Raw genomic sequence first — 24,046 nt, 5'->3', positions numbered from 1 at the left:
AAAAAACCTGTAGGAGCAGGGCTTGGTCCGGGCGGCGTTCCGACGAACCGCCGCAGGCGGCCATTCACCCTGGACTGACAATGCATCGTCCGGCTTTTGGCATATCCGCTTCCTATAGCCCGACGCGGGCCCTTGCTATAGTGACGAATCTCTTTTCGCCCTGCCAAGGATGCCCGTCATGTCCGAATACCAAGCCTTCCACGTCGAACTGGTAGACAACATCGCCCATGTCCGGATCAATCGCCCGGAAAAGATCAACTCGATGAACGCCGCCTTCTGGAGCGAAATCATCGAGATCTTCCAGTGGATCGAAGACACCGACGCCGTGCGCGTGGTGGTCATCAGCGGCAACGGCAAACACTTCTCCTCCGGGATCGACCTGATGATGCTGGCCTCGGTGGCCAACGAACTGGGCAAGGATGTCGGCCGCAACGCCCGCCTGCTACGGCGCAAGATCCAGGAGTTGCAAGCATCCTTCAATGCTGTCGACAACTGCCGCAAGCCGGTCCTGGCGGCGATCCAGGGTTACTGCCTGGGCGGTGCCGTCGACCTGATCGCCGCCTGTGACATGCGCTACTGTGCCGAGGACGTGCAGTTTTCCATCAAGGAAGTGGATATCGGCATGGCCGCCGATGTCGGCACTCTGCAACGTTTGCCCCGTATCATCGGCGACGGCATGCTCCGCGAGCTGGCGTATACCGGTCGCCACTTCGGTGCCGACGAAGCGATCCGCATCGGCCTGGTCAATCGCGTCTACCCCGATCAGGCGGCCTTGCTCGACGGTGTGCTGGGCATTGCCCGGGAAATTGCCGCTAAATCGCCGATTGCCGTCACCGGAACCAAGGCGATGGTCAGCTATATGCGCGACCATCGGATCGATGACGGTCTGGAATACGTTGCCACCTGGAACGCCGCCATGTTGCAATCCACTGACTTGCGCGTCGCCATCGCCGCGCACATGAGCAAGCAGAAAGCCGAATTCCCTGATTGACGCCTAGGACTCTCCCGATGACTCAACGCTGGACAACCGCAGTACTGGATATCGAGCAGACCGGCGGCTGGGCCGTGGTGCATAGCCCCGCCGGTTTTCTGCTGGACGACAATGGGGTGCTGTTTCCTCGCGAGTGGCTCAAGCGCCAGGACCTGTCGCTGTTGGCCGAGCATGGCATCGGGCATCTGGACGGCGAGCCGGTCTATCTGCTGGAGTTGAAGTCCGGCTTCGAACTGCCGGGCGGTCGCTGGCAGGGCCTGCGGACATTCATGCTCGAGGGCGATCACACGCTCTATCGCATGCTCGGTTATGCCGCGCAGATCGCGACCTGGGCCCGCGAGCACCGCTTCTGCGGCAGTTGCGGCCAGGCCATGACCCAGGTGCCTCTGGAGCGGGCGATGTTCTGCCAGTCCTGTGACTTGCGCAGTTACCCGCGGATTTCGCCGAGCATGATCGTGCTGGTGACCCGGGGCGACGAAGTGCTGCTGGCCCGTTCGCCGCGTTTTGTGCCCGGGGTCTACAGTACCCTGGCCGGTTTCGCCGAGCCGGGTGAGTCGGCGGAGGAATGCCTGATTCGGGAAGTGCGCGAGGAAGTGCAGGTCGAGGTGAAGAATATCCAGTACATGGGCAGCCAGTGCTGGCCGTTCCCGCACTCGATGATGCTGGGGTTTCACGCCGAGTATGCCGGTGGCGAGATTGTTCCCCAGGCGGATGAGATCGAGGACGCGCAATGGTTCAGCATCCACGATATGCCGCCGTTGCCGGCTTCGCGTTCAATCGCCCGTTACCTGATCGACCTGTACCTGGCCAGGCGCCTGGGGTATGCGGAACCGTTGCTGCCGGTCTAGCCTTACACCGTTCAATTCATGGCCATGCACCGTCCTTGTAGGAGCCGGTTTGCTGGCGATGGGATCTGATAGCCGACATCATCGTCGCCTGGAAAATCGCTATCGCCAGCAAGCCGGTTTGTACAGGTTATGGGGTGTTCTCTGGATTCAGGCCACGCTGAACCAGTGTTGCCAGGCCAGGCGTACGGTCAGGCCGAGGACCACGGTGATAAACACCGGGCGGATAAACTTCGCGCCGCCGCTGATGGCGGTGCGGGCACCGAAGAAGGCACCGACCATCACCGATATGCCCATGCACAGGCCGATCACCCAGTCCACCTGGCCGGAAAACACGAACACCGAGAGTGCGGCGGCATTGCTGACGAAGTTCAGGCTGCGGGCCACGCCGCTGGCCTTGACCAGGTCGATGGGGTAGAGCAGCAGGCTGCTGACGGTCCAGAAGGCACCGGTGCCGGGACCGGCCACGCCGTCATAGAAGCCCAGGGCGAGGCCCTGGGGCAATTGCCGTTTCTTCTTGATCGGCGCGTTGCTGTCCAGCGGCGCCTTGGGCGTGCCGCCGAACAACAGGTACAGGCCGCAGGCGAAGACGATCACCGGGAGCATCTTGTTCAGCCATTCGGCGGGCATGAAGTGCGCGGTCACGGCACCGATCAGCGCGCCGACGAAGGTGCCGAGAATCGCCAGTTTCCATTGCCCTGGCTGAAACAGCTTGCGCCGATAGAAGGTGAAACCGGCGGTGGCGGAGCCGAAGGTCGAACTGAGTTTGTTGGTGCCCAGCACCAGATGCGGCGGTAGCCCCGCGGTGAGCAGGGCCGGGGTGGTGAGCAGCCCGCCGCCGCCGGCGATGGCGTCGATAAATCCGGCGATAAAGGCAACGACGGTGAGAATGGCGAGGGTGGTCAGGTCTACGCTGAGATCGAAAGGCATGGGGTCGGCTTACTATCGGCAGGTGGCGCGGCAGGGCCGCGCCGAAAGGCCGTCATCTTACCCATTACCGAATGTTGCTGCGACCTTATCCCATGGGGTGCTTGTTCTGACGCCTTCGCGGCGGTGGACCAGGCACCACAAATGTTGACTATGACTTTGATTGCGGGCCGTTACCGATCTGCCAATCATAGGGCGGCTCAGTGCCGTTGATCCGCCAATCCCCGACAATCCTTGCCTTGTAGATCGCCGGATTGTGCGACGACACCGTCCGCGCATTGCGCCAATGCCGGTCCAGCGCCTTGCCCTGGCGGACATCCGAAGCACCCAGGGCATTGAACAATTCACTGGTGGCCCGCTGGATCAACTCGGACACCACCACCTGGGCCGTGGCCGATTCGATTTCCGCGTCCACATTGGCTTGCCGTTCAGCCTCGGTGTCAGCACCGAACCGGGCAATATAAGCCCGTTGCGCCGGATGCGCGGCCCGCACCGCACTGGCTTCGGCGGCATACACCAGGGCGGCGACTTCGCCCACCACCTGCTGCACCTGGGCGTCGCCACTGACATGGGGGGCATTGCCATGGCTGTAGATCCGTTTGCGCTCGCGGACCTGATGCGCCACATCCTTCAACGCCGCCCGGCCGATCCCGGCGAGGGTCGCCAGCAACACCAACTGATAGAACGCGGTCTGGTATTTGAAGCGGGTGGCGAAGTCGATCACATGCCCGGCTTCCACCGGGGCATCGATAAAACGCGAGGTCCCGCTGCCGGTGGTGCGCTGGCCGAAACCATCCCAGTCGTCGCTGTGTTCGACCCCCGGCTGGCGTGCGCGCACGGCGGCGATGACATTGCCACCGGTGTCGCTGCGGCGGGCGTAGACGTCGATCCAGTCGGCAAAAATGCTCCCGGTGCTGTAGAACTTCTCGCCATTGAGGCGCCAGTGTTCGCCATCCGGAGTGACTTGGGTGCCGACATCGCCAATCACCACGTTGCCGATTTCGGTCCAGGCGCAGCCGACGATATCGCCGTCGACGAAGCGCTTGAACCACAGGTCGCGATTCGGCCCGGGCGCGGCATTCAAGCGGTCCTCGGCAAAGGCGAAATGTCCGCGCAAGGCCTGGGGCACGTTGGAGTCGGCTTCGGCCAGTTCGATCAGCAATTGGAACAGCTGGGGCAGGGAAGCACCGCCACCGCCATATTCCAGCGGCACCCGCACGGCGCCGAAACCGGCCTGCTTGAGCCACTGGATCGGCTCGTGGGGCAGGTTGCTCGATTGCTCCCGTTCCAGCGCCCCGGCGGCGATACGGGCGAAGATCGGCCGAAAGCGTTCGGCCAGGGATTCGTAGTCGACGCCAAGGGACAGCGGGTTGATCACCTGGTGTTCGGTCATGGGACAGCTCCTTGAGGGCAGGCAGAGAAAAATGCGATTGCCAGGAGCGGTTGCAGGGTCCATGCCGAGAGCGCCAGGCCCGGTGGCGCGGGCGGTTGCCGTGGGCGGGTGAGGGACAACTGTTGCCTGATGCACAGCGCTTCAACAAATCGTCCGCCAGGCCACAGCGCCCGGGGTGTATCGATCCCGTGTGGGTAGCGCGCTTTTGTGGGAGAGGAGCTTGCCCGCGAAGCTCTTGGCGGCCTTGAGTACGCCTTCGCGGGCAAGCTCCGCTTCCACATAAACGTCGCTCCCGCATAAACACTTCCTCCACTGAGGCCTCTTTCTGCCAGGAGGGTTCCCGGTCACTGGCACGCTTGCTGCTCTGACCCTCTGACATTCCCCGGTCCGAGGTCAGATACCATGAGTCAGCAAGCCGTAAAATTCGCCTACTGGGTGCCCAATGTCAGCGGTGGGCTGGTGGTCAGCAAGATCGAACAGCGCACCCGTTGGGATATCGACTACAACCGCAAGCTGGCGCAGTTGGCGGAAGAGGCCGGGTTCGAATACGGCCTGACCCAGATCCGTTTCACCGCTGGCTACGGCGCCGAATACCAGCATGAGTCGGTCGCCTTCAGCCATGCCCTGCTGGCCGCGACCACCAGGCTGAAGGTGATTGCCGCGATCCTGCCCGGCCCCTGGCAGCCGGCGCTGGCGGCCAAGCAGCTGGCGACCATCGATCAACTCACCGGCGGCCGGATCGCCGTCAATATCGTCAGCGGCTGGTTTCGCGGTGAGTTCCACGCCATCGGCGAACACTGGCTGGAACACGACGAGCGCTATCGCCGCTCCGAAGAGTTCATCCGTGCGCTGAAAGGCATCTGGACCGAAGAGCAGTTCACCTTCAAGGGCGATTTCTACCGTTTCAACGACTACAGCCTCAAACCCAAGCCCCTCAGCCAACCACACCCGGAGATTTTTCAGGGCGGCAGTTCCCGGGCGGCGCGGGATATGGCGGCGCGGGTCTCGGATTGGTATTTCACCAACGGCAACACGCCCGAAGGGATCAAGGCCCAGGTCGATGATATTCGCGCCAAGGCGGCCGCCAACGGCCACTCGGTAAAAGTCGGGGTGAACGCCTTTGTCATCGCCCGCGACACCGAGGAAGAGGCCCGTGCGGTGCTGGCGGAAATCATCGACAAGGCCGACCCCGAGGCCGTCGGCGCCTTTGGCGATGCGGCGAAACAGGCGGGCAAGTCGTCGCCGGAAGGCGAAGGTAACTGGGCCAAGTCCAGCTTCGAGGACCTGGTGCAATACAACGACGGCTTCAAGACCAACCTGATCGGCACGCCGCAGCAGATCGCCGAACGGATCGTTGCCTTGAAAGCCGTGGGCGTGGACCTGGTGCTGGCGGGATTCCTGCACTTCCAGGAAGAGGTGGAGTACTTCGGCAAACGGGTGTTGCCGCTGGTGCGGGAGCTGGAAGCGAAGAAGGTCGCAAGGGCGGAGGAAGCGCTGGCCTGAGGTCTCGTCCAGGTGTTCACCCAGCAACAGTGAAGCGGCATTGTGTTCTTCTGCGTGCGCCGCGCTATTGCTGGGTAAACGCCATAACCCTATGAAAATCAACAAATAATAATTCAGGCACAGAAGCTGCAATAACCCAGGCAACATTATTCGCCCGAGAGCGTTCCATGTCGTCCTTGCCTGAATCCGCCGTTTACCCGATCCATTCCCCCAATGCCCACCTGATCCGTGACGAGGCCGAAGCGCTCGCGGTTGCCCACGGCGTTGCCGCTTATCTGCTGGAGCACGACGCAGAGCGTGATCGCACCCGCCAGGTGCCCGCCGAAGTGGTGGATCGCTATTCCAACAGTGGTCTCTGGGGCATCAGCGTGCCGCGCGAATTCGGCGGCGCTCAGGTTTCCTATGCGGTATTGGCCGAAGTGATTGCGATCATCTCGGCGGCCGATCCGTCCCTGGGGCAGATCCCGCAGAACCACTACTGCCTGCTGGAAGACATCCGCCTGCAAGGCACCCCCGAGCAGCAAGCGCATTTCTTCGCCCTGGCCCTGCAGGGCCATCGATTTGCCAATGCCCTGTCGGAAACCGGCGGCAAGAATGTCCAGGACATCCAGGCGACGATTCGTCGTCACGGCGACGGGCATGTGATCAACGCTCGCAAGGGCTACTGCACCGGCTCGTTGTACGCCCACTGGCTGGCGGTACTGGCCCTGGACGAAGAGCAGAAAGGCCAACTGGCGTTTGTTCAGCGCGGTACGCCGGGCCTGGTGATCGTCGATGACTGGGACAGCATCGGCCAGCGCACCACTTCCAGCGGCACGGTGCTGGCCGAGGATCTGAAGGTGCCGGCCTTCAACCTGTTCCCCACGTATCGCTCCTACGAAAGCCCGACCCTGGCCGGGCCTTTCGCCCAACTGACCACCGCCGCCATCGATGCCGGCATTGCCCGCGCGGCTCTACGCGATACCGTGGCTTTTGTACGCGAATACGCCCGTCCGTGGATCGACTCCGGGGTGGACAAGGCCAGCGAAGACCCCCTGACCATCATTCAGATCGGCGGCCTGGAGATCCGCCTCGAAGCCGCCGAAGCCTTGCTCGAACGAGCCGGCAAGGCCCTGGATGCCGCGCGTCCGGCCCCCGATGAAGGCAATGTCGCCCGGGCCTCGCTGGCGGTGGCCAAGGCCAAGGTGCTGACCACCGAGATTGCCATCGAGGCCAGCAACAAGCTCTTCGAACTGGGCGGCACCCGTTCGACCTTGAAAAAGCACAACTTCGATCGCCACTGGCGCAATGCCCGGGTTCACACCCTGCACGACCCGGTGCGCTGGAAGTACCACGTGGTCGGCAACTGGTTGCTCAACGGCATCAAGCCACCGCGTCACGACTGGTCCTGAGTCCATGGCTGAATGGTTGAAAAATATCTACTGGGCGGACATCGCCCAGGCCTGCCTCGACACCCTGAGCATGCTCGCGGCGGCCCTGGGTTTCACCGTACTGCTGGGCCTGCCCCTGGGGGTGCTGCTGTTTCTCACCGGCAAGCGCCAGTTGCATGAAACCCTGCTGGTGTACCGCACCTTGTCGGTGCTGGTGAATATCCTGCGTTCGCTGCCGTTCATCATCCTGCTGATCGTGCTGATTCCCCTGACCACCTTGCTGGTGGGCACGTCCCTCGGGGTGCCGGGGACCATCCCGCCGCTGGTGGTGGGTTGCACGCCGTTCTTCGCCCGGCTGGTGGAAACCGCCTTGCGCGAAGTCGACCGTGGCGTGGTCGAGGCGACCCAGGCCATGGGCGCCAGCACCTGGCAGGTGATCCGCCACACCCTGTTACCCGAAGCCCGCGCGGGTTTGCTGGCGGCGGTGACGGTGACCGCCATCGTGCTGGTGGACTACACCGCCATGGCCGGAGTGATCGGCGGCGGCGGACTGGGGGACCTGGCGATCCGCTACGGCTACCAGCGTTTCCAGACCGATGTGATGGTGGTCACCGTGATCCTGCTGCTGGTCCTGGTCCAGGGCCTGCAAATGACCGGTGATCGTCTGGTGGCCCGCTACAGCCATCGTTGAATTCATTACCCATAACCCTGAACAACCCAGGCCCAACGTCCGCCACACGCCGGCCCCTTTTGCCTCTCTGGAGCACAGCATGAAAAAGACCCTGGCCATCCTGGCTGCCCTGATGTCCCTGGCGGTTCACGCCAATGAAAAACTGATTGTCGGCGCCACCCCGGTGCCCCACGCGGAGATCCTCGAGTTCGTCAAACCGGAACTGGCCAAGGAAGGCGTCGATCTGGAAATCAAGGTGTTCAATGACTTTATCCAGCCCAACCAGCAGTTGGCGCTGAAGAACCTGGATGCCAACTACTACCAGTACCGGCCGTTCCTTGATGACTACAACAAGACCCGCCACACCAACCTGGTGCCGGTGGTCGGCGTGCATATCGAGCCGTTCGGGGCTTACTCGACCAAGATCAAGAACATCTCCGAACTGAAGGACGGCGCCTCGGTGTCGATTCCCAATGATCCGGTGAACACCGGGCGGGCCTTGGTGCTGCTGCACGAAGCGGGTTTGATCAAGCTCAAGGACCCGAGCAATACCCTGGCGACCCAGCACGATATCGTCGAGAACCCCAAGCACCTGAAGATCCGCGAACTGGAAGGGGCGATGCTGGCCCGGTCGGTGAGCCAGGTGGATCTGGCGTTCGTGTTTGCCAACTACGCGCTGGAAGCCGGGATCGACACCCATAGCGCGTTGATCGTCGAGAAGGGCAAGGACCTGTATGTCGAGTTCCTGGTGGCGCGGCCGGACAATATCAATGACCCGCGTATCCAGAAACTGGCCAAGGCGCTGAATTCCGATGCCGTGCGGCAGTTTATCCTGACCCGCTACAAGGGTCAGATCGCCCCGGGGTTCTGAACCATGGACAGGCTCACCGCGGCTCCAGCAGCCGCGCGCCTGTCCCATGGGCACCCAACATATCGCCATAGTTGCGCAGCGGGCAGTTCTCCATCGACAGGCAACCGCAGCCGATACAACCGTTGAGCTTGTCCCGCAACCGGGTCAACTGGGCGATGCGTTCGTCCAGTCCGCTCCTCCAGTTTTCCGACAGGCGCTTCCAGTCTTCGGCCGTCGGCGTGCGGCCTTCGGGCAGGCTCTGCAAGGCCTGGTGAATCTCCGCCAACGGAATACCCAGGCGCTGGGCGACCTTGATCAGGGAGACCCGGCGCAACACCTCGCGCGGATAACGACGCTGGTTACCGGCATTGCGATAGCTCTGGATCAGGCCTTTGGATTCATAGAAGTGCAGGGCGGTCACCGCCACGCCGCTGCGGGCCGCCAGTTGGCCGACCGTCAGGGCCTTGTCCGTGGGCAGGGGTTTTGGTGTTGCCATGGCGAGAAATCTCTTGACCTTGAGTTAACTGGAGGTTTTACCCTGCGTGGCCTCGGATCACAAGATCCTGTCTGACTTCACGGGGAACCTTTTCATGCCGTCGACAGAACAAAATCGCAGTTTTACTCAATTGATCCAGTTCGAGATCGAGCCTGTCCAACTGGAGGCGCTGGTCTCTGCCTTGTCCAGGCAGACCGAGCGACTGGCCCGGGTCGAGGGTGGCTTTATCAGCGGCACGGTGCAGGCCAGCGACGACGGTCGGCGTGTGCTCAACACACTGCAATGGCGTTCCAGGGAAGATGGCGAAGCGGCATTTGCCCGTTTCGAAAGCGGCGAAGAGGATTTCTGGGCACTGATCCGCGCCCACCACGCCAAGGCGGTGAGCTTCGATTCGTTCCAGGTGCTGCGCAGCATCGAGCGCAGCCAGGACGACGCCTTGCAGTGTGCCCTGGTGGGCTAGATGGACAGTTGCAACATCCGGTCACCCTGGACGTTTTCGCCTGCCCGGCGCTTGTTCACCGCCAACTCGCCGATCTTGATCAGCCGCGTGCGTGTCACATTGCGGCTCAGGCCCAGCAGGGCGGCGGTGTGCACCTGGTTGTAGTGGCTGAAACGGTAGGCGGCGCGTAGCAACGCATCCTCGACCTTTTCATGCAACGCGCCGGCCTGCTCCTCGAAGAGTTTCTGAAAAGCCCGGTTGAGCAAGGCCTCGACCGAGTCATCGAGAGCGCTGCCGCTGTCGTCCTGGCGCTCGATGCGCAGGTTCGACAGACGCAGGTCGTCGCGCTCGATCACGCCGTCATGGCAGATCAGCAAGGTGTGATGAATGACGTTTTCCAGCTCACGGATATTGCCCGGCCAGCCGTAGCTCCTGAGCTTCTGTTCGGCACCGGGGCTGATGCGGATATCGCCATAACCCAGGCGCTGGCTGTAGCTCTCGATAAAGTGCCGGGTCAGCGGCAGGATATCGCCGGGGCGTTCGCGCAGGGGGCTGAGCTCCAGGCTGACGACGTTGAGGCGGTAATACAGGTCTTCGCGAAAGTGCCCGGCGTTGATGGCTTTTTCCAGCTGCACATTGGTGGCCGCCAGCACCCGCACATTGATCGGGATGCTTTTACGCGAGCCCAGGCGCACCACTTCGCGTTCCTGCAGGACCCGCAGCAGCTTGACCTGGATCGGCATCGGCAGGTCGCCGATCTCGTCGAGGAACAGGGTGCCGCCGTCGGCCTCTTCGAACCAGCCGGCCTTGGCGCTGAGGGCGCCGGTAAATGCGCCTTTTTCATGGCCGAACAGCTCGGCTTCCACCAGGGATTCGGAGAAGGCCCCGCAGTTGACCGCGACAAACGGGCGGTTACGCCGGGCGCTGAGGTTATGGATATGCCGGGCCACCAGCTCCTTGCCGGTGCCGGTTTCACCGATGATCAGCACGCTGGCTTCGCTCGGCGCCACTTGTTGCAGGTGGGCGAGCAGGGCCTGGGACTTGGGGTCTTCGAAGACCTGGGCGGTGGCGCGGATGGAGGTGGCCAGGGCCGGCGAGGGCGGTAACGTTAGCAGCTGCATAGGCTTCTCTAGGAATAAAAAGTGGGGATCGGCAGCGTCTGGTTCAAAGCCCAGTCGCCGAGTTCCTGGAGTTTGTAGTCCAGCGGGTCGTGCAGGCTCTGGGTCCGCAGGTTGCGCCAATGGCGGTCCAGGCGCAGGGAGGCATGGGTCGAGCGGGCACCGGTGACTTCGAACAACTTGCTGCACAGGGCCAGGCCTTCGCGGTTGGCGGCGACCTTGGCCGTGGCGATGGCGATGGCCAGGTTGCCGCGCTCCTCGCCGCTGAGGTTCTGGCCCTTGGCCCAGGCCTGGTCCAGCAACCCGGCGGCGCGCTCCACCAGCAGGCGGACACCTTCGAGGGCGACCCAGAAGTCGCCGTAGTGGTTGAGCACGTAAGGGTCCTGGCGAATATCCCGGGCTGTGGATTTGAACCAGGGCCGGGTTTCTTCGAGGGTGTATTGCCGAGCCTCTTCGAAAGCCCCTTCGGCAATGCCGAGGAACATATGGGTCAGGGTCAGTTGCGCGATCAGGGGCCGCAGGCAGGCGAAAGGTGTGCTCAAGGGGCCGGGGTCGAGCAGCAGTTCGGATTCCTCGACCCGCACCCGCTCGAAGCTGGCGCTGCCGCTGTCGGTCTGGCGCTGGCCCATGTTGTGCCAGTCGTCATGCAGGGTGATGCCACTGCGCCCGCTGGGAATGGCGGCGATCAGCAACTTGCCGCCGGCGCTTTCGTCCACTGCCGAGGCGATCAGCATCTGCGAGTCGCTGGCGCCGGAGCAGAAGCTTTTCTTGCCGGAGAATTCGCGCCAGCCGCCGAGGTTGCGCACCACCGTGCGGGTGTCCAGGGGATTGAGGGCATTGCCCCAGAACCAGTTCTTGCGTGCGGTCTGTTCGAACCAGGGTTGCCATTGTTCGGGACGGGAGAACAGGCGCACGGTGGCCAGCATCAGGTGATGGAAGCCGAAGACATGGGCAATCGAGCTGTCGACCTTGGCGAATTCGCGGACCACGTCCAGTGTCTCGCTCCAACGGCCGCCGAGGCCGCCGTACTGGGTGGGGATGCTCAGGGCCAGCAGGCCGCTGTGGCGCAAGGCGTCACGTTCGGCTTTTGGCGTGCCGCCGCGTTCGTCGCGCTCGACGGCGGTCAGGGCAAAATCGGCGGCCAGTTGCCGGGCGGTTTGCAGAGGGGTCAACAGGGCGTTGCGTGGCTGGGCAGTCACGGTTCAGGATCCTGTGGCTTGGGTTGGCAACACATCGTTGGCGATCATTTCGCCAAACGGCCCGGTCAGGTTGGTGATGCCGCGTCCGGCCAGGCTGGCGTAGGGCTCGGGCAGCAACGGGAACACCAGCTCGGCGAAGCGATAGGCTTCTTCCAGGTGCGGGTAGCCGGAGAAGATGAAGCTCTCGATCCCCAGGTCGGCGTATTCCTTGATGCGCTCGGCCACCTGCTGTGGATTGCCGACCAGGGCCGTCCCGGCACCGCCACGGACCAGGCCGACACCGGCCCACAGGTTCGGCGCGATCTCCAGGTTGTCACGCCGTCCGTCATGCAACGCGGCCATACGCCGCTGGCCTTCGGAGTCGAAACGCGAGAAGGATTTCTGCGCGACGGCGATGGTTTCGTCACTGATATGTTCGATCAGTTTGTCCGCGGCTTTCCAGGCATCTTCCGCAGTTTCCCGGACGATGACATGCAGGCGAATGCCGAAGCGCACGGTGCGACCCTTGCGAGCGGCGCGCTCACGCACATCGGCCAGCTTCGCCGCCACGGCGGCCGGCGGTTCACCCCAGGTCAGGTAGACATCGACCTGATCGGCGGCCAGGTCGTGGGCGGCGTCGGACGAGCCGCCGAAATACAGCGGCGGATAAGGTTTCTGTACCGGCGGGTAGAGCGCCTTGGCGTTCTGCACCCGCAGGTGCTTGCCTTCGAAGTCCACCGCCTCGCCTTGCAATACCCGGCGCCAGATCTGGAGGAATTCGTCGGTCACTTCGTAGCGTTCGCCATGGTCGAGAAAGCTGCCGTCGCCACGGTTCTCGTCGGGATCGCCGCCGGTCACCACGTTGATCAGCAAACGGCCGTTGGACAAGCGGTCGAGGGTCGCGGCCATGCGCGCCGAAACCGTCGGCGAGATGATCCCGGGACGGATCGCCACCAGGTAACGCAGGCGCTCGGTCAGCGGTACCAGGGCCGAGGCGATGACCCAGGAGTCCTCGCAGGAACGTCCGGTGGGAATCAGCACGCCGTGGTAGCCGAGGTTGTCGGCGGCCTGGGCCACTTGTTTCAGGTAGTTGAGGGTGACCGGGCGCGCGCCCTGGGTGGTGCCCAGGTAATGGCCATCGCCGTGGGTCGGGAGAAACCAGAAAACATCCATGACAGTGCCTCAGGCGATTTTCAGCAGGGGTTTGGCGTGTACGCCGAACAGGGCGGTGGCGCGGTCGGCAGCCAGGCGGATGCGCGCCCTCAAGGGCTCACTGGTGATCTGGTAGTTGGCGAAGTCGGCCTCGGTGGCGTAGACACCGATGGGCAGGGTCAGGGCCTGGAAGAAACTGAACAGCGGGCGCAACTGGTGATCGAGGACCAGGGCATGGCGTTCGCTGCCGCCGGTGGCGGCCAGCAGCACCGGGGTGTCGATCAGGGCGTTGAGGTCGATCAGGTCGAACAGGTGCTTGAGCAGGCCCGGATAGGAACCGCGATAGACCGGCGCGGCGACGATCAGCAGGTCGGCGTTCTCAATGGCCTGCAGTTCGGCTTCAACCTCGGCGCTCAGTTCGCTGCGGGACAGCGCCGAGCCTAGGGGGCGGGCGATATCGCCCAGCTCGATCAGGTGGCTTTCGATGGGCAGTTGCTGCGTCAGTTCGGCCAGTATGGCCTGGGTCAGCACCAGGGTGCGGGAAGGGCGGTAGGTACCGCCGGACAGGGCAACGACTTTCAGTGCGCGAGACATGATCAGTTCCTTTTCAAACAGTTGCTCAGCGAGCAGGGTCAGTGACAGGGCATCAGCAAGAGCTGTACCAAGCGCCCAGATCCCCTGTTTGCAGGCACCTGGCGGGGTAAGCGAGGTGCCGGGTGCTGGCTGGCGGACTGTTTTGTTGATCGACTGTTGGTGGGCGAACAGTTGCCCGGGCAACAGTGGATAAGGTGTGAGAACCGTTGTAAGGGTTTTTTAATATTCCGTAAACGAACGTATTTCCATATTTATAGTTCGTTAAGGAATATGTGGTGCCCGATCCCGGAACGACCGAGGCGATCGATAGCGACTATCGAGACGGGTGATTTTTGCCCTGTCGGCGCGCCCGGTAGCCTGTGTCTATTGCCTCACGCCAGGTTCTTGGGAGTTGCGCCATGAAACATTCATCCATGCTCTTGCTGTTGCTCGGTCTTTCGTTGCTGGCCGGCTGTGCCAGTCATTCGTCTCCTGAACTGCGGCCCTATAGCGCTGAAGAGAGTCGGGAGTTGGCGCTGGAAGCCCTGAACCGTCGCGGGCTGTCCTTCGATGAGTACCAGCGGGAGAAGGCGCAACTGATGGGGCAGCCGCGGAAGGTGCAGGGTTTTGATGGCCAGGGCGAGATCAGCGCCGATCGCGGCAGTAACAGACACAGTCCACAGAGCTGAAAGGTAAAACTGTATCGGTCCAAGTTTTTGCCAACTGTGCGTGAGTTCCGCCAAGTCGGTGGGATAGGCTGAGTCCCTGACTGAGCTTGTGGCTGGACGCTATTTATGACCCTTTCGCTGGACCTGCTGCTGGGCTTTGCTCTTTTCGCCCTGGTGACTTCAGTGACCCCCGGCCCTAACAACGCGATGTTGCTGGCGTCCGGCGTCAACTTTGGTTTCAACCGTTCCATTCCCCATATCCTGGGTATTTCCTGCGGCTTTTTTGTCCTGGTACTGGCGGTGGGTCTTGGTCTTGGCGCGGTATTCGAGGCTTATCCCGTGCTCTACTCGGTATTGCGTTATATCGGTGGGGCCTATCTGCTGTACCTCGCCTGGAAGATCGCCGGCTCCGGCCCGGTCAGCGAGTCGGAGCAGGGGCCGGGCCGCCCATTCGGGTTCTGGAACGCAGCGGCATTTCAGTGGGTCAATCCCAAGGCCTGGGTGATGGCGGTCGGCGCGATCAGCACCTACACGCCATTGCAGGGCTATTCCAGCAATGTATGGGTGATCGCGGCGGTGTTCGCCCTGATCAACGCGCCCAGCGTCAGTCTCTGGGCGGCCTGTGGCAGCCTGTTGCGCAATGTGCTGCGTGACCCGCGCTGGCTGCGGCTGTTCAATATCGGTATGGCGCTGCTGTTGGTGATTTCGTTGTATCCGATGTTGCATGAGAGTGCGCGGCAACTGCTGCGTTGACTCGTCCTTGTGTGTTTCCTGTGCCCCCCCGTTGAAGCGGGCCGCTTGTTCCAGCAGGATTGACACTCGCAACACCTTCCTTGGGCCTGTAAGCTGGATTTCAGGAGCGTTCCTACGCACTTTTAAATGAAAGTTATCTTTCTTTAATCGTTTTCCATCGGGTATAGCTGTCCGCCCAACCACCAGGGTGGGTGATCAGCAAGAGATCGATCCGCGGGACACGCTTTATGAGTCTTTTTGCCATGAATGAACTTCCTCTGTATTTCGACTATGCCGCTACCACGCCGGTGGATGAGCGGGTGATCCGGGTGATGGTCGAGTGTCTCGGCTTTTCCGGCAATTTCGGCAACCCGGCGTCCAGCTCCCATGCCTTCGGCCAGCGCGCCCGGCAGACGGTCGAGCAGGCCCGGCAACAGGTGGCGAGCCTGGTGGGGGCGAGCCCCGAGCAGATCGTCTGGACCTCCGGGGCCACCGAATCGAACAACCTGGCCCTCAAGGGCGTTGCCCAGGCCCGTGGCGTCAGCGGCGGGCATGTGGTCACCAGCCAGATCGAACACAAGGCGGTGCTCGATCCCGCCCGGCAACTGCAGGAAGCCGGTGTCGCCGTCACCTACCTGGTGCCGAATGCCGAAGGCTTGATCACCGCGGCGATGGTCAGTGAGGTCCTGCGCGAGGACACCTTTCTGGTCTCGCTGATGCTGGTCAACAATGAGCTGGGTACCCTCAATGACATCGCGGCCATCGGCCAGCGGGTCCGTGAACAGGGCGCGCTGTTTCATGTGGACGCGGCCCAGGGCGCGGGCAAGGTGGCAATCGACCTGGCCGCCTTGCCGGTGGACCTGATGTCGTTTTCCGCCCACAAGGTCTACGGTCCCAAGGGCATCGGTGCCTTGTATGTCGGCCCACGCGCGCAGCAGAAGCTGCACGCGCAGATCCACGGTGGCGGCCATGAAGGCGGCCTGCGCTCCGGCACCCTGGCCACCCATCAGATCGCCGGCATGGGCAGTGCCTTTGCCCTGGCTACCGAGCACCTGGAAGAAGAAATCGCCAGCATCGCTCATCTGCGCCAGCGCTTGCTCGAGCAACTGGCGGATGTCCCGGGCCTGCGCCTGAACGGCAGCCCGACTGAACGCATCCCCCATACCCTGAGTCTGACCTTTGCCGAAGGCGAGTTCGACGGCGCGGCGTTGGGTCGGGTCCTGGCCTACTCGGCGACGTCGGCCTGTAACTCCGCGAGCCAGGCGCCGTCCCATGTGCTGCTGGCACTGGGGCACGATGCACGCCTGGCCGGCCGGACCATTCGCCTGAGCCTGGGGCGTTTTACCTCTGAGCAGGACATCGACCGCGCCGCCAAGGCGATCAAGGCAAGCCTGAGTGCACCGGCACCGTTCTGGGCGATTGCCCAGCCGTGAGTGTGCCGGATGATAATTGAATAATAAGTGGTTAGCAGGAGACATGATGAGCACGCAGACCCCGAGTCAAGGAGCCGTTCCCCAGCGTCTGGCACGCACCCGCGAACTGATGCGCCGTGAAGGCGTGCAGGCCTTGCTGGTGCCGTCGGCCGATCCGCACTTGTCGGAATACCTGCCGGCCTATTGGCAGGGCCGGCAGTGGCTGTCTGGTTTCCATGGCTCGGTCGGCACCTTGATCGTGACGCCGGAGTTTGCCGGCGTCTGGGCTGACAGCCGGTACTGGGAGCAGGCGACCAAGGAGTTGGCCGGTAGCGGTATCGAGCTGATGAAATTGTTGCCGGGGCAACCCGGTCCCTTGGACTGGCTGGCCGAACAGTTGCCGTCTGGTGGTGTGGTTGCGGTGGATGGCGCCGTCATGGCCTTGGCTTCGGCGCGAACCCTGAGCGACAAGTTGCAGGCGCGTGGCGCGCGGCTGCGCACCGACATCGATCTGCTCGACCAGGTCTGGGAAGACCGCGAGGTGCTACCAGACCAGCCGATCTACCCGCACCTGCCGCCGCAAGCGACGGTTTCCCGTGGCGAGAAGCTCGCCCAGTTGCGCCGGGAGTTGAATACCCGTGGCGCCGACTGGCATTTCATCGCCACGCTGGATGATATCGCCTGGTTGTTCAACCTGCGCGGTGCCGATGTGTCCTTCAACCCGGTGTTCGTGTCCTTTGCCCTGGTGAACCAGGAGCAGGCCACGCTGTTCGTGTCCCTGGGCAAGGTGAGTGCCGAGTTGGTGCAGGTGCTCAAGGCCGATGGCGTGACCTTGCGCGACTACAGCGAAATCGGCGCGGCGCTGGCCGGCATTCCGGCGGGAGCGGGCCTGCTGGTCGATCCGGCGCGCGTGACGGTCGGTTTGCTGGACAACCTTGCCGAGGATGTGAAGTTGGTCGAGGGGCTCAACCCGACGACCTTGGCCAAGTCCCGCAAGAGCCTGGATGACGCGGTGCATATCCGTCAGGCCATGGAGCAGGATGGCGCGGCCCTGTGTGAATTTTTTGCCTGGCTGGAAACCGCGCTGGGCCGTGAACGTGTCACCGAACTGACCATCGATGAACGCCTGAGCGCAGCCCGGGCGCGGCGTCCGGGTTATGTGTCGCTGAGCTTCAATACCATTGCCGCGTTCAATTCCAATGGGGCGATGCCGCACTACCACGCCACTGAAGCGGAGCATGCGCTGATCGAGGGCGACGGCCTGCTGCTGATCGACTCCGGCGGTCAATACCTGGGCGGCACCACGGACATCACCCGGATGGTGCCGGTCGGCACGCCGACGGCTGAGCAGAAACGCGATTGCACTCGGGTACTGAAGGGCGTGATTGCCTTGTCCCGGGCGCAGTTTCCCCGTGGCATTCTTTCGCCGCTGCTGGATCCTATCGCCCGGGCGCCGATCTGGGCCGAAAGCGTGGATTACGGGCATGGCACCGGCCATGGCGTCGGTTACTTCCTCAATGTGCACGAAGGTCCGCAGGTGATCGCCTATCAGGCGGTTCCGGCCCCGCAGACCGCCATGCAGCCGGGGATGATCACCTCCATCGAGCCTGGGACCTACCGTCCGGGCCGTTGGGGTGTGCGTATCGAAAACCTGGTGCTGAACCGTGAGGCGGGCAAGAGCGAGTTCGGCGAATTCCTCAAGTTCGAAACCCTGACCCTGTGCCCGATCGATACCCGTTGCCTGGAACCGTCGTTGTTGACGCAGGAAGAGCGTGACTGGTTCAACGCTTATCACGCCGAAGTGCGCGAGCGCTTGAGCCCGTTGCTCGATGGCGCGGCACTGGAGTGGTTGAACACCCGTACCGTCGCGATCTGATCACGGTTTTGTAGGAGCCGGCTTGCCGGCTCCCGCAATGGATCGCACTGTGTTCAATCGCTCAGCAGGGCTTCGCTCATATAGTCGACAAACGCCTTGACCCTGGCGGACTGTCGGCGATTGGCCGGAAACACCGCATGAATCGGCAGCGACTGGGTCTGATAGTCGGGCAGAATCGCCATAACCCGCCCCGCCTGCAGATCCTCGGCAAACAGCCACACCGGCGACAGCGCAATGCCGAGCCCGCCCAGCACCATTTCCCTAATCGCCTCCGAATTGTTGCTCTGGGCATTGCCCTTGATGCGCACGCTGTAGCGCTGCCCGTCCTTTTCGTAGTACCAGAGGTTCTGGCTGCTCAGCAGATTGAATTGCAGGCAGTTGTGCTCGCTCAGTTGTTCCGGGGTTTGCGGTTCGCCCCGGCGCGCCAGGTACGCGGCGCTGGCGACGGTGATCCGCCGGGTATCGCCGATGCGCCGGGCGATCAGGTTGCTGTCGCCCAGTTCGCCGATGCGCAGACTGACATCCAGGCCTTCCTCGACCAGGTCTTGGTTCTGGTCGCTGAGTTGCAGGTCGATCTCCAACTGCGGATAGCGCGCCAGGAAGTCCGGCAGCCGACTGGCGATCTGCAAACGCCCGAAACTCACCGAGGAGCCGATGCGCAGGCTGCCGGCGACCTGTTCCCGGCCCGACTGAAAACTGTGTTCGGCATTGTCCACGGCGGCGAGGATCTGCCGGCATTGCGCGTAGTAGCGCTGGCCTTCATCGGTCAGTGACAACTGGCGGGTGCTGCGGGCGATCAGCTTGCCGCCCAGTTCGACCTCCAGGGCCTTGAGGATTTTGCTGATGGTCGGCTGGCTGGTCCGCAGTTCCCGGGCCACGGCGGAAAAACTGCCGCGCTCGACGACCCGGACAAAAATGGCCATTGCATTGAGTTTATCCACGGGACGCCTCATTCATGCCAAAAGGGCATGATCACTATAACAATAACGCGTCTTATCGGCATGAGTGACGGGGCGCATGATCGCTCTCACTTCCACTGATCGAGATCGCCGACATGTCCCACTCCCTTGAAATGAACGCTCTGCTGGTCGACGCCGCCAATGCGCCGTTGCGCCTGGTTTCCATCGACCGCCCCGCACCCGCGGCGGGTCAGGTGCTGGTCCGTATCAAGGCCAGCGGCATCAACCCGCTGGATGCCAAGATCCGCGCTGGCCAGGCCGGTCATGCCCGTCAACCGTTGCCGGCAATCCTGGGCATGGACCTGGCCGGGGTGGTTGAAGCCCTGGGCGAAGGTGTCAGCGGCTGGGCGGTGGGGGATGAGGTGTACGGGTTGGCCACCGGGATCGGCGGTGCCCAGGGTTCGCTGGCCGAGTTTGCCGCGGTCGATGCTCGACTGTTGGCGCGCAAGCCGGCCAACCTGAGCATGCGCGAGGCCGCGGCATTGCCATTGGTACTGATTACCGCCTGGGAGGGCTTGGTCGATCGCGCCCGGGTAGGCGCCGATCAGTCAGTGTTGATTCATGGCGGAGCGGGTGGGGTCGGCCATGTGGCGGTGCAGATTGCCAAGGCGTTCGGCGCCAGGGTCTTCGCCACCGGTTCGGCCATGCAGCAGGCTCAGATCGAGAATTTTGGCGCGACCTTTATCGATTATCGGCAGCAGGGCGTGGAGGAATATGTCGCGCTGCATACCGCCGGCGAGGGCTTCGATATTGTCTATGACACGGTGGGCGGCGAAACCCTGGACCGGTCGTTCCAGGCGGCGCGGATCTATCACGGGCATGTCCTGAGCTGCCTTGGTTGGGGGCAACACAGCCTGGCACCGTTGTCCTTTCGCGGGGCCACTTACTCCGGGGTGTTTACCCTGCTGCCATTGCTCACCGGCCACGGCCGCGAGCATCACGGGCAGATACTGGCACAGGCCGCACGCTTGATCGAGGCCGGTCAATTGAAGCCTTTGCTCGATCCCCGGCGGTTTACCCTGCAAACCGCCGAGGAGGCTTATACCTTGCTGGCCGGCGGCGCGGCGCAAGGTCGGTTGGTGATCGAGATCTAGGTTATTCAGTCCTGGAGCAAGGCTTCGCGGACGAAGTCGAGGCGGTCCTGGCCGAAGAACAGCTGATCGCCGACAAACAGGCTCGGCGCGCCAAATACGCCGCGCTGCAGGGCCTGCTCGGTCTTGGCCTTGAGGACGGCCTTGACCTCTTCGTCCTGGGTCAGCGCGAGGACCCGCTGCGGGTCGAAACCCTTTTCAGCCAACACCCGGGCGACGGTGGTCGGGTCGTTCAGGTTGCGTCCGTCGACCCAGAGGGCGTGATAGAGGGTGTCGACGAACTCGACAAAACGTTCCGGGTCGCGCAGCTGCACGCCAGTGGTCGCGCGCATCAGCATCAGGGTATTGATCGGAAAGTGCGGGTTGTAGAGGAAGGCGACGCCGTAACGACGAGCATAGCGCCCCAGGTCCTGGATCATATAGCGCCCCTTGGCCGGTATCTCGGCCGGAGAGGCATTACCCGTGGCCTTGAACACGCCGCCCAGGAGCATTGGCTGATAAACCAGCTGGCTGCCGGTCTGTTCACAGAGGCCGGGCAACTGGGTGTACGCCAGGTAGGCGGCCGGGCTACCCAGGTCAAAGTAGAACTCGACGGTTTTTTTCATGGATAAAGCATCCTTGTTGTTATTGTCGTGGGCTTGAGCTTACCAGCGTTCATTCCAGGGACGCAGATCGAGCTCGAAGGTCCAGGCATCGCGGGGCTGGCTGTGCAGGTACCAATAATTCTCGGCGATATGGGCGGGGTCGAGAATGCCGTCCTGATCCTTGAGGGCGTACTTTTCCGGGAAGTTGCTGCGGATAAAGTCGGTGTCGATGGCTCCGTCGACCACCACATGGGCCACATGAATATTCAGCGGGCCCAACTCCCGCGCCATGCTCTGGGCCAAGGCCCGGATACCGTGCTTGGCGCCGGCAAACGCGGCGAAACCGGCGGCCCCACGCAGGCCGGCGGTGGCACCAGTGAACAGGATAGTGCCGCGTTTGCGGGTGACCATGCGCTTGGCGACTTCACGGGCATTGAGGAACCCTGAGAAGCAGGCCATTTCCCAGATCTTGAAGTACTTGCGCGCGGTTTCTTCAAGGATGCTGCAGGGCACATTGGCGCCGATATTAAAGACGAATGCTTCGATCGGGCCGATCTGGCTCTCGATCTGTTCGATCAGGGCGATAACATCCTCTTCCTTGCGCGCATCGCAGGCAAACCCATGGGCTTCGCCGCCGGCCTGCTGGATGGCCTCCACCAAGGGTTGCAACTTGTCGGCACTGCGCCGCGTGACGCAGGCGATAAACCCTTCGGCGGCAAAACGTTTGGCGATGGCACCGCCCGTAGCGTCGCCGGCACCGACGACCAATACGACTTTCTTGTTCTGGGTTGCAGTAGTCATGTGTGGATCGCTCTTTTAGTAAACGGTCGTTAACTAAACGAACGTTATGCTACGATTCACCCATCGTCAAGGCGGTCAACAGGAACGGCACCATGCGTTATTCCCTCAGTCACAAGCAGCAAACCCGTGAGCGGTTGCTCGAAAGCAGCGCGCTGTCGGCAAAACGGGAAGGTTTTGCGGGCGTCGGCGTCGACGGCCTGATGAAAGCCATCGGCCTCAGTGGCGGGGCGTTCTATGGCCATTTCTCGTCCAAGGACGAATTGTTCAGTTCAATTGTCGAGCGGGAATTGAGCCAGAGCCTGGTGCGGCTGGGCGGGGAGGGGGAGCCCGATCAGGCGCAGCTCAAGCGTTGCCTGAAGCTCTACCTGAGCATGAGCCATGTCGAGCAGCCGGAGAATGGTTGTGCCTTGCCCGCGCTGGGGGCGGAAATCGCGAGGGCGGATCTGGCGGTGCGCCAGCAGGCCGAAGACTGGATCTATCGGTTACAGCAGCGCTGGGCACAAGCACTGGGCAGCGAAAGCCGGGCCTGGTCGATTCTGTCCCAGTGCGTGGGGGCACTGGTGGTGGCGCGAATGCTGGTGACTCCGGACATTCAGCGCCAGGTGTTGCAATCCAGCCATGATGAAATCAATCGTCAACTGGCAGGGGCGGTTTAGGGCTCAGCGCGGACGGCTTTTTGCAGATAATGATCATGCTGCGGCTGGTATAGCCGGCGGGGTTGAGGCCGAACGGGTAATCACCCGGGTCTTCCACGGCGTCGCCGGATTTGGCCAGCACTTTATAGCCGCTATCGCTGCAGGAGTCGGCGGCTTTGGTGTAGCACTTTTCCCAGGAGGATGTCAGCCCGGAACAGTTGATATGGACGCCACGCTTGCCGTATTTCATCGGTTTCGAGGTCGCGGCGCAGCCCGCGACGGCAAGTACTGCCAGGACTATCAAGAAGCGTTTCATTACCTTCCCTATCTCTGCCCCCGGATCAATCCGTCCGGTTTGGCTTTTTTCGTGCCGCCTGATTCTTCCTTGATGCCCCTGTCCAAAATATCCAAGGCTGGCATTGAGTTAGGCGTAAACATGTCCTATTTGAGCGGTAAATACCAGCGCTGGCTCACACTCTGTTTCAATCGACCGCGACGGGCGGTGCGGACTCCTTGCGCAGGGTCAGGGTAGCGCCGACGGAGGCGCAGATAATGCAGGCGATGGCGAGCCACTGGGCAACGGACAGGTACTCGTGGAGGAACAGCATCCCGGACAATGCGCCGAAGGAGGGTTCGATGCTCATCAAGGTGCCGAAGGTGCGCGCGGGCAGGCGCGTCAGGGCGACCATCTCGAGGCTGTAGGGCAGGGCGGTGGAGAGGATGGCAACGCCGATGGCCGCCGGGATCAGGGCTGGGGTGAGCAGCGCGGCACCGGCGTGGACGATACCGATCGGGGCGATGAACAGGGCGGCAATCACCACGCCGAGCGCGGCGGTTTGAACGCCATTATCGTGGCCGGCTTTCTGGCCATAGAGGATATACAGCGCCCAGCAGACACCCGCTCCCAGTGCATAGCTGACGCCGAGCAGATCAAGGCTGGCGCTGGCGGCGCCGGTGGGGATCAACAGCAGCAGGCCACTGACTGCCAGGGCAATCCAGAGAAAGTCGATGGCCCTGCGTGAGGCGTAGATCGCCACTGCCAGGGGGCCGGTGAACTCCAGTGCAACGCCGATGCCCAGGGGCACGCTTCTCAAGGACATATAGAAGAGGAAGTTCATGCCACCCAGGGCGATGCCATAGATGATCACGGTGCGCAGGGATTTGGCGGTGAACTTGGCTCGCCAGGGGCGCAGGACCAGTACCATGATGATGCTGGCAAATACCAGGCGCAGGGTTGTGGTGCCCTGGGCACCGACAATCGGGAACATGCTTTTGGCCAGGGAGGCACCGGATTGAATCGAGGCCATTGCGATAAGCAGCAGGCCGACGGGGAAAAGTGTCGAGGCCAGGCTGCGGGACTGCTGGGTCATGGGGAGAGTGTCATCCGGGGCTATATAAGGGAGGCAGGTGTATATGATGCGGAACAACGCATCATTGAGCAATATATTGCTCACTTTGTTGGGTTGGCTCGCTGGCTGTGGTGTTCATATAGGTGGAGCAAGGCTTAAGGGCCTCTTCGCGGGCAAGCCCTGCTCCTACAGGTTTGCGTCGTATACAAAATTGGGGAACGACAGAGGACTGTAGGAGCAGGGCTTGCCCGCGAAGACGTCAGTACTAACGCCGCAGACCTTATTGTTTACGGCGTTTCCGGCCCTTATGACAGAAAAGTGAAAATAAGCGTTGACGGGAAATCCTGTGGCTCTATAATTCGCCCCACTTCCGGCGCAGTCGAAACGGAAAAACCTTTGAGATTCAATGAGTTACAAAGGTTTTGAGGGTTTTG

Annotated in this window: 25 protein-coding genes; 13 read left to right on the top strand and 12 right to left on the bottom strand. The window is 62.4% G+C overall.

What is annotated here, in order from left to right; genetic code table 11:
- Positions 1 to 178 precede the first annotated feature (178 nt).
- Together M5B42_RS08405 and nudC are read left to right on the top strand one after the other, a co-directional pair.
- Positions 179 to 991 carry a crotonase/enoyl-CoA hydratase family protein gene (locus M5B42_RS08405; RefSeq protein ID WP_152736911.1) on the top strand — a complete coding sequence of 271 codons (813 nt, stop codon included), beginning with the start codon at positions 179 to 181 and terminating at the stop codon, positions 989 to 991.
- Between the two features lie 17 nt (positions 992 to 1,008).
- Positions 1,009 to 1,839 (top strand): NAD(+) diphosphatase, encoded by an 831-nt coding sequence (gene nudC / locus M5B42_RS08400; protein WP_103494798.1) that lies wholly within the window; start codon positions 1,009 to 1,011, stop codon positions 1,837 to 1,839.
- 147 nt (positions 1,840 to 1,986) lie between these two features.
- Here the strand turns inward: nudC and M5B42_RS08395 are convergent, their stop codons facing one another.
- Positions 1,987 to 2,766, bottom strand: a complete 780-nt coding sequence (locus M5B42_RS08395) for a TSUP family transporter (RefSeq protein WP_103494797.1) — start codon at positions 2,764 to 2,766, stop codon at positions 1,987 to 1,989.
- Between the two features lie 148 nt (positions 2,767 to 2,914).
- Positions 2,915 to 4,156, bottom strand: a complete 1,242-nt coding sequence (locus tag M5B42_RS08390) for an acyl-CoA dehydrogenase family protein (RefSeq protein WP_248745531.1) — start codon at positions 4,154 to 4,156, stop codon at positions 2,915 to 2,917.
- Positions 4,157 to 4,558: 402 nt separating this feature from the next.
- Here M5B42_RS08390 and sfnG point away from each other — a divergent pair, with 402 nt between their 5' ends.
- From sfnG to M5B42_RS08370, 4 genes are all read left to right on the top strand, one after another.
- Positions 4,559 to 5,659 carry a dimethylsulfone monooxygenase SfnG gene (gene sfnG, locus M5B42_RS08385; RefSeq protein ID WP_103494795.1) on the top strand — a complete coding sequence of 367 codons (1,101 nt, stop codon included), beginning with the start codon at positions 4,559 to 4,561 and terminating at the stop codon, positions 5,657 to 5,659.
- A 167-nt stretch (positions 5,660 to 5,826) separates the two neighbouring features.
- Positions 5,827 to 7,050, top strand: coding sequence for an SfnB family sulfur acquisition oxidoreductase (locus tag M5B42_RS08380; RefSeq protein ID WP_248745530.1), 1,224 nt, complete (start codon positions 5,827 to 5,829; stop codon positions 7,048 to 7,050).
- Positions 7,051 to 7,054: 4 nt separating this feature from the next.
- Complete coding sequence (locus M5B42_RS08375) at positions 7,055 to 7,720, top strand: methionine ABC transporter permease (RefSeq protein WP_248745529.1); 666 nt, start codon at positions 7,055 to 7,057, stop codon at positions 7,718 to 7,720.
- 79 nt (positions 7,721 to 7,799) lie between these two features.
- Positions 7,800 to 8,570 (top strand): MetQ/NlpA family ABC transporter substrate-binding protein, encoded by a 771-nt coding sequence (locus tag M5B42_RS08370; RefSeq protein ID WP_100943937.1) that lies wholly within the window; start codon positions 7,800 to 7,802, stop codon positions 8,568 to 8,570.
- Between the two features lie 13 nt (positions 8,571 to 8,583).
- Here the strand turns inward: M5B42_RS08370 and soxR are convergent, their stop codons facing one another.
- A complete protein-coding gene (soxR, locus tag M5B42_RS08365; RefSeq protein WP_103494791.1) occupies positions 8,584 to 9,045 on the bottom strand; it encodes a redox-sensitive transcriptional activator SoxR in 462 nt (153 codons plus the stop codon).
- Between the two features lie 94 nt (positions 9,046 to 9,139).
- Between soxR and M5B42_RS08360 the strand changes: the two genes are divergently transcribed.
- Positions 9,140 to 9,505, top strand: coding sequence for an antibiotic biosynthesis monooxygenase (locus M5B42_RS08360; protein ID WP_103494824.1), 366 nt, complete (start codon positions 9,140 to 9,142; stop codon positions 9,503 to 9,505).
- Here the strand turns inward: M5B42_RS08360 and M5B42_RS08355 are convergent.
- Genes M5B42_RS08355 through msuE form a run of 4 tightly spaced genes read right to left on the bottom strand, consistent with a single transcriptional unit; the run spans position 9,502 to position 13,526 of the window.
- Positions 9,502 to 10,605, bottom strand: coding sequence for a sigma-54 dependent transcriptional regulator (locus tag M5B42_RS08355; RefSeq protein ID WP_248745528.1), 1,104 nt, complete (start codon positions 10,603 to 10,605; stop codon positions 9,502 to 9,504). The genes M5B42_RS08360 and M5B42_RS08355 overlap by 4 nt on opposite strands.
- A gap of 8 nt (positions 10,606 to 10,613) precedes the next feature.
- Entirely contained in the window at positions 10,614 to 11,801 is a 1,188-nt protein-coding gene (locus M5B42_RS08350; protein WP_103494789.1) for an acyl-CoA dehydrogenase family protein, read from the bottom strand.
- Positions 11,802 to 11,804: 3 nt separating this feature from the next.
- Positions 11,805 to 12,953 carry an FMNH2-dependent alkanesulfonate monooxygenase gene (gene ssuD, locus M5B42_RS08345; RefSeq protein WP_248745527.1) on the bottom strand — a complete coding sequence of 383 codons (1,149 nt, stop codon included), beginning with the start codon at positions 12,951 to 12,953 and terminating at the stop codon, positions 11,805 to 11,807.
- 9 nt (positions 12,954 to 12,962) lie between these two features.
- Positions 12,963 to 13,526 (bottom strand): FMN reductase, encoded by a 564-nt coding sequence (gene msuE, locus M5B42_RS08340; protein ID WP_103494787.1) that lies wholly within the window; start codon positions 13,524 to 13,526, stop codon positions 12,963 to 12,965.
- 398 nt (positions 13,527 to 13,924) lie between these two features.
- Between msuE and M5B42_RS08335 the strand changes: the two genes are divergently transcribed.
- The 4 genes from M5B42_RS08335 to M5B42_RS08320 all read left to right on the top strand — a co-directional run bounded on the left by M5B42_RS08335 (position 13,925) and on the right by M5B42_RS08320 (position 18,193).
- The gene (locus tag M5B42_RS08335; RefSeq protein WP_103494786.1) at positions 13,925 to 14,194 is read left to right on the top strand and encodes a hypothetical protein; all 270 of its coding nucleotides are present in this window, start codon (positions 13,925 to 13,927) and stop codon (positions 14,192 to 14,194) included.
- Between the two features lie 105 nt (positions 14,195 to 14,299).
- The gene (locus M5B42_RS08330) at positions 14,300 to 14,926 is read left to right on the top strand and encodes a LysE family translocator (protein WP_248745526.1); all 627 of its coding nucleotides are present in this window, start codon (positions 14,300 to 14,302) and stop codon (positions 14,924 to 14,926) included.
- A gap of 242 nt (positions 14,927 to 15,168) precedes the next feature.
- Positions 15,169 to 16,338 (top strand): aminotransferase class V-fold PLP-dependent enzyme, encoded by a 1,170-nt coding sequence (locus M5B42_RS08325; protein WP_248745525.1) that lies wholly within the window; start codon positions 15,169 to 15,171, stop codon positions 16,336 to 16,338.
- Positions 16,339 to 16,384: 46 nt separating this feature from the next.
- The gene (locus tag M5B42_RS08320) at positions 16,385 to 18,193 is read left to right on the top strand and encodes an aminopeptidase P family protein (RefSeq protein ID WP_248745524.1); all 1,809 of its coding nucleotides are present in this window, start codon (positions 16,385 to 16,387) and stop codon (positions 18,191 to 18,193) included.
- Between the two features lie 53 nt (positions 18,194 to 18,246).
- On the opposite strand, the gene M5B42_RS08315 is transcribed toward M5B42_RS08320, so the two are convergent.
- Positions 18,247 to 19,146, bottom strand: coding sequence for a LysR family transcriptional regulator (locus M5B42_RS08315; RefSeq protein ID WP_152736902.1), 900 nt, complete (start codon positions 19,144 to 19,146; stop codon positions 18,247 to 18,249).
- A 101-nt stretch (positions 19,147 to 19,247) separates the two neighbouring features.
- Here M5B42_RS08315 and M5B42_RS08310 point away from each other — a divergent pair, with 101 nt between their 5' ends.
- Positions 19,248 to 20,246, top strand: coding sequence for a zinc-dependent alcohol dehydrogenase family protein (locus M5B42_RS08310; protein ID WP_248745523.1), 999 nt, complete (start codon positions 19,248 to 19,250; stop codon positions 20,244 to 20,246).
- A 5-nt stretch (positions 20,247 to 20,251) separates the two neighbouring features.
- Here M5B42_RS08310 and M5B42_RS08305 read toward each other — a convergent pair whose 3' ends face one another.
- Positions 20,252 to 20,848, bottom strand: coding sequence for a 2-hydroxychromene-2-carboxylate isomerase (locus M5B42_RS08305; protein WP_103494780.1), 597 nt, complete (start codon positions 20,846 to 20,848; stop codon positions 20,252 to 20,254).
- 39 nt (positions 20,849 to 20,887) lie between these two features.
- Positions 20,888 to 21,628 carry an SDR family oxidoreductase gene (locus tag M5B42_RS08300; RefSeq protein WP_152736899.1) on the bottom strand — a complete coding sequence of 247 codons (741 nt, stop codon included), beginning with the start codon at positions 21,626 to 21,628 and terminating at the stop codon, positions 20,888 to 20,890.
- A 92-nt stretch (positions 21,629 to 21,720) separates the two neighbouring features.
- Between M5B42_RS08300 and M5B42_RS08295 the strand changes: the two genes are divergently transcribed.
- A complete protein-coding gene (locus M5B42_RS08295) occupies positions 21,721 to 22,284 on the top strand; it encodes a TetR/AcrR family transcriptional regulator (RefSeq protein ID WP_248745522.1) in 564 nt (187 codons plus the stop codon).
- Here the strand turns inward: M5B42_RS08295 and M5B42_RS08290 are convergent.
- Positions 22,256 to 22,579 carry a hypothetical protein gene (locus M5B42_RS08290; RefSeq protein ID WP_103494777.1) on the bottom strand — a complete coding sequence of 108 codons (324 nt, stop codon included), beginning with the start codon at positions 22,577 to 22,579 and terminating at the stop codon, positions 22,256 to 22,258. The two genes, M5B42_RS08295 and M5B42_RS08290, sit on opposite strands and share 29 nt — an antisense overlap.
- Before the next feature lie 166 nt (positions 22,580 to 22,745).
- Positions 22,746 to 23,633 (bottom strand): threonine/homoserine exporter RhtA, encoded by an 888-nt coding sequence (gene rhtA / locus M5B42_RS08285; RefSeq protein WP_103494776.1) that lies wholly within the window; start codon positions 23,631 to 23,633, stop codon positions 22,746 to 22,748.
- Between the last annotated feature and the right edge of the window lie 413 nt (positions 23,634 to 24,046).

The sequence above is a fragment of the Pseudomonas sp. MWU12-2037 genome, assembly GCF_023242345.1.
Lineage (GTDB): Bacteria > Pseudomonadota > Gammaproteobacteria > Pseudomonadales > Pseudomonadaceae > Aquipseudomonas > Aquipseudomonas gingeri_D.
Note: the sequence above shows the minus strand (reverse complement) of the source record. Positions and strands in the feature narration are given on the sequence as shown.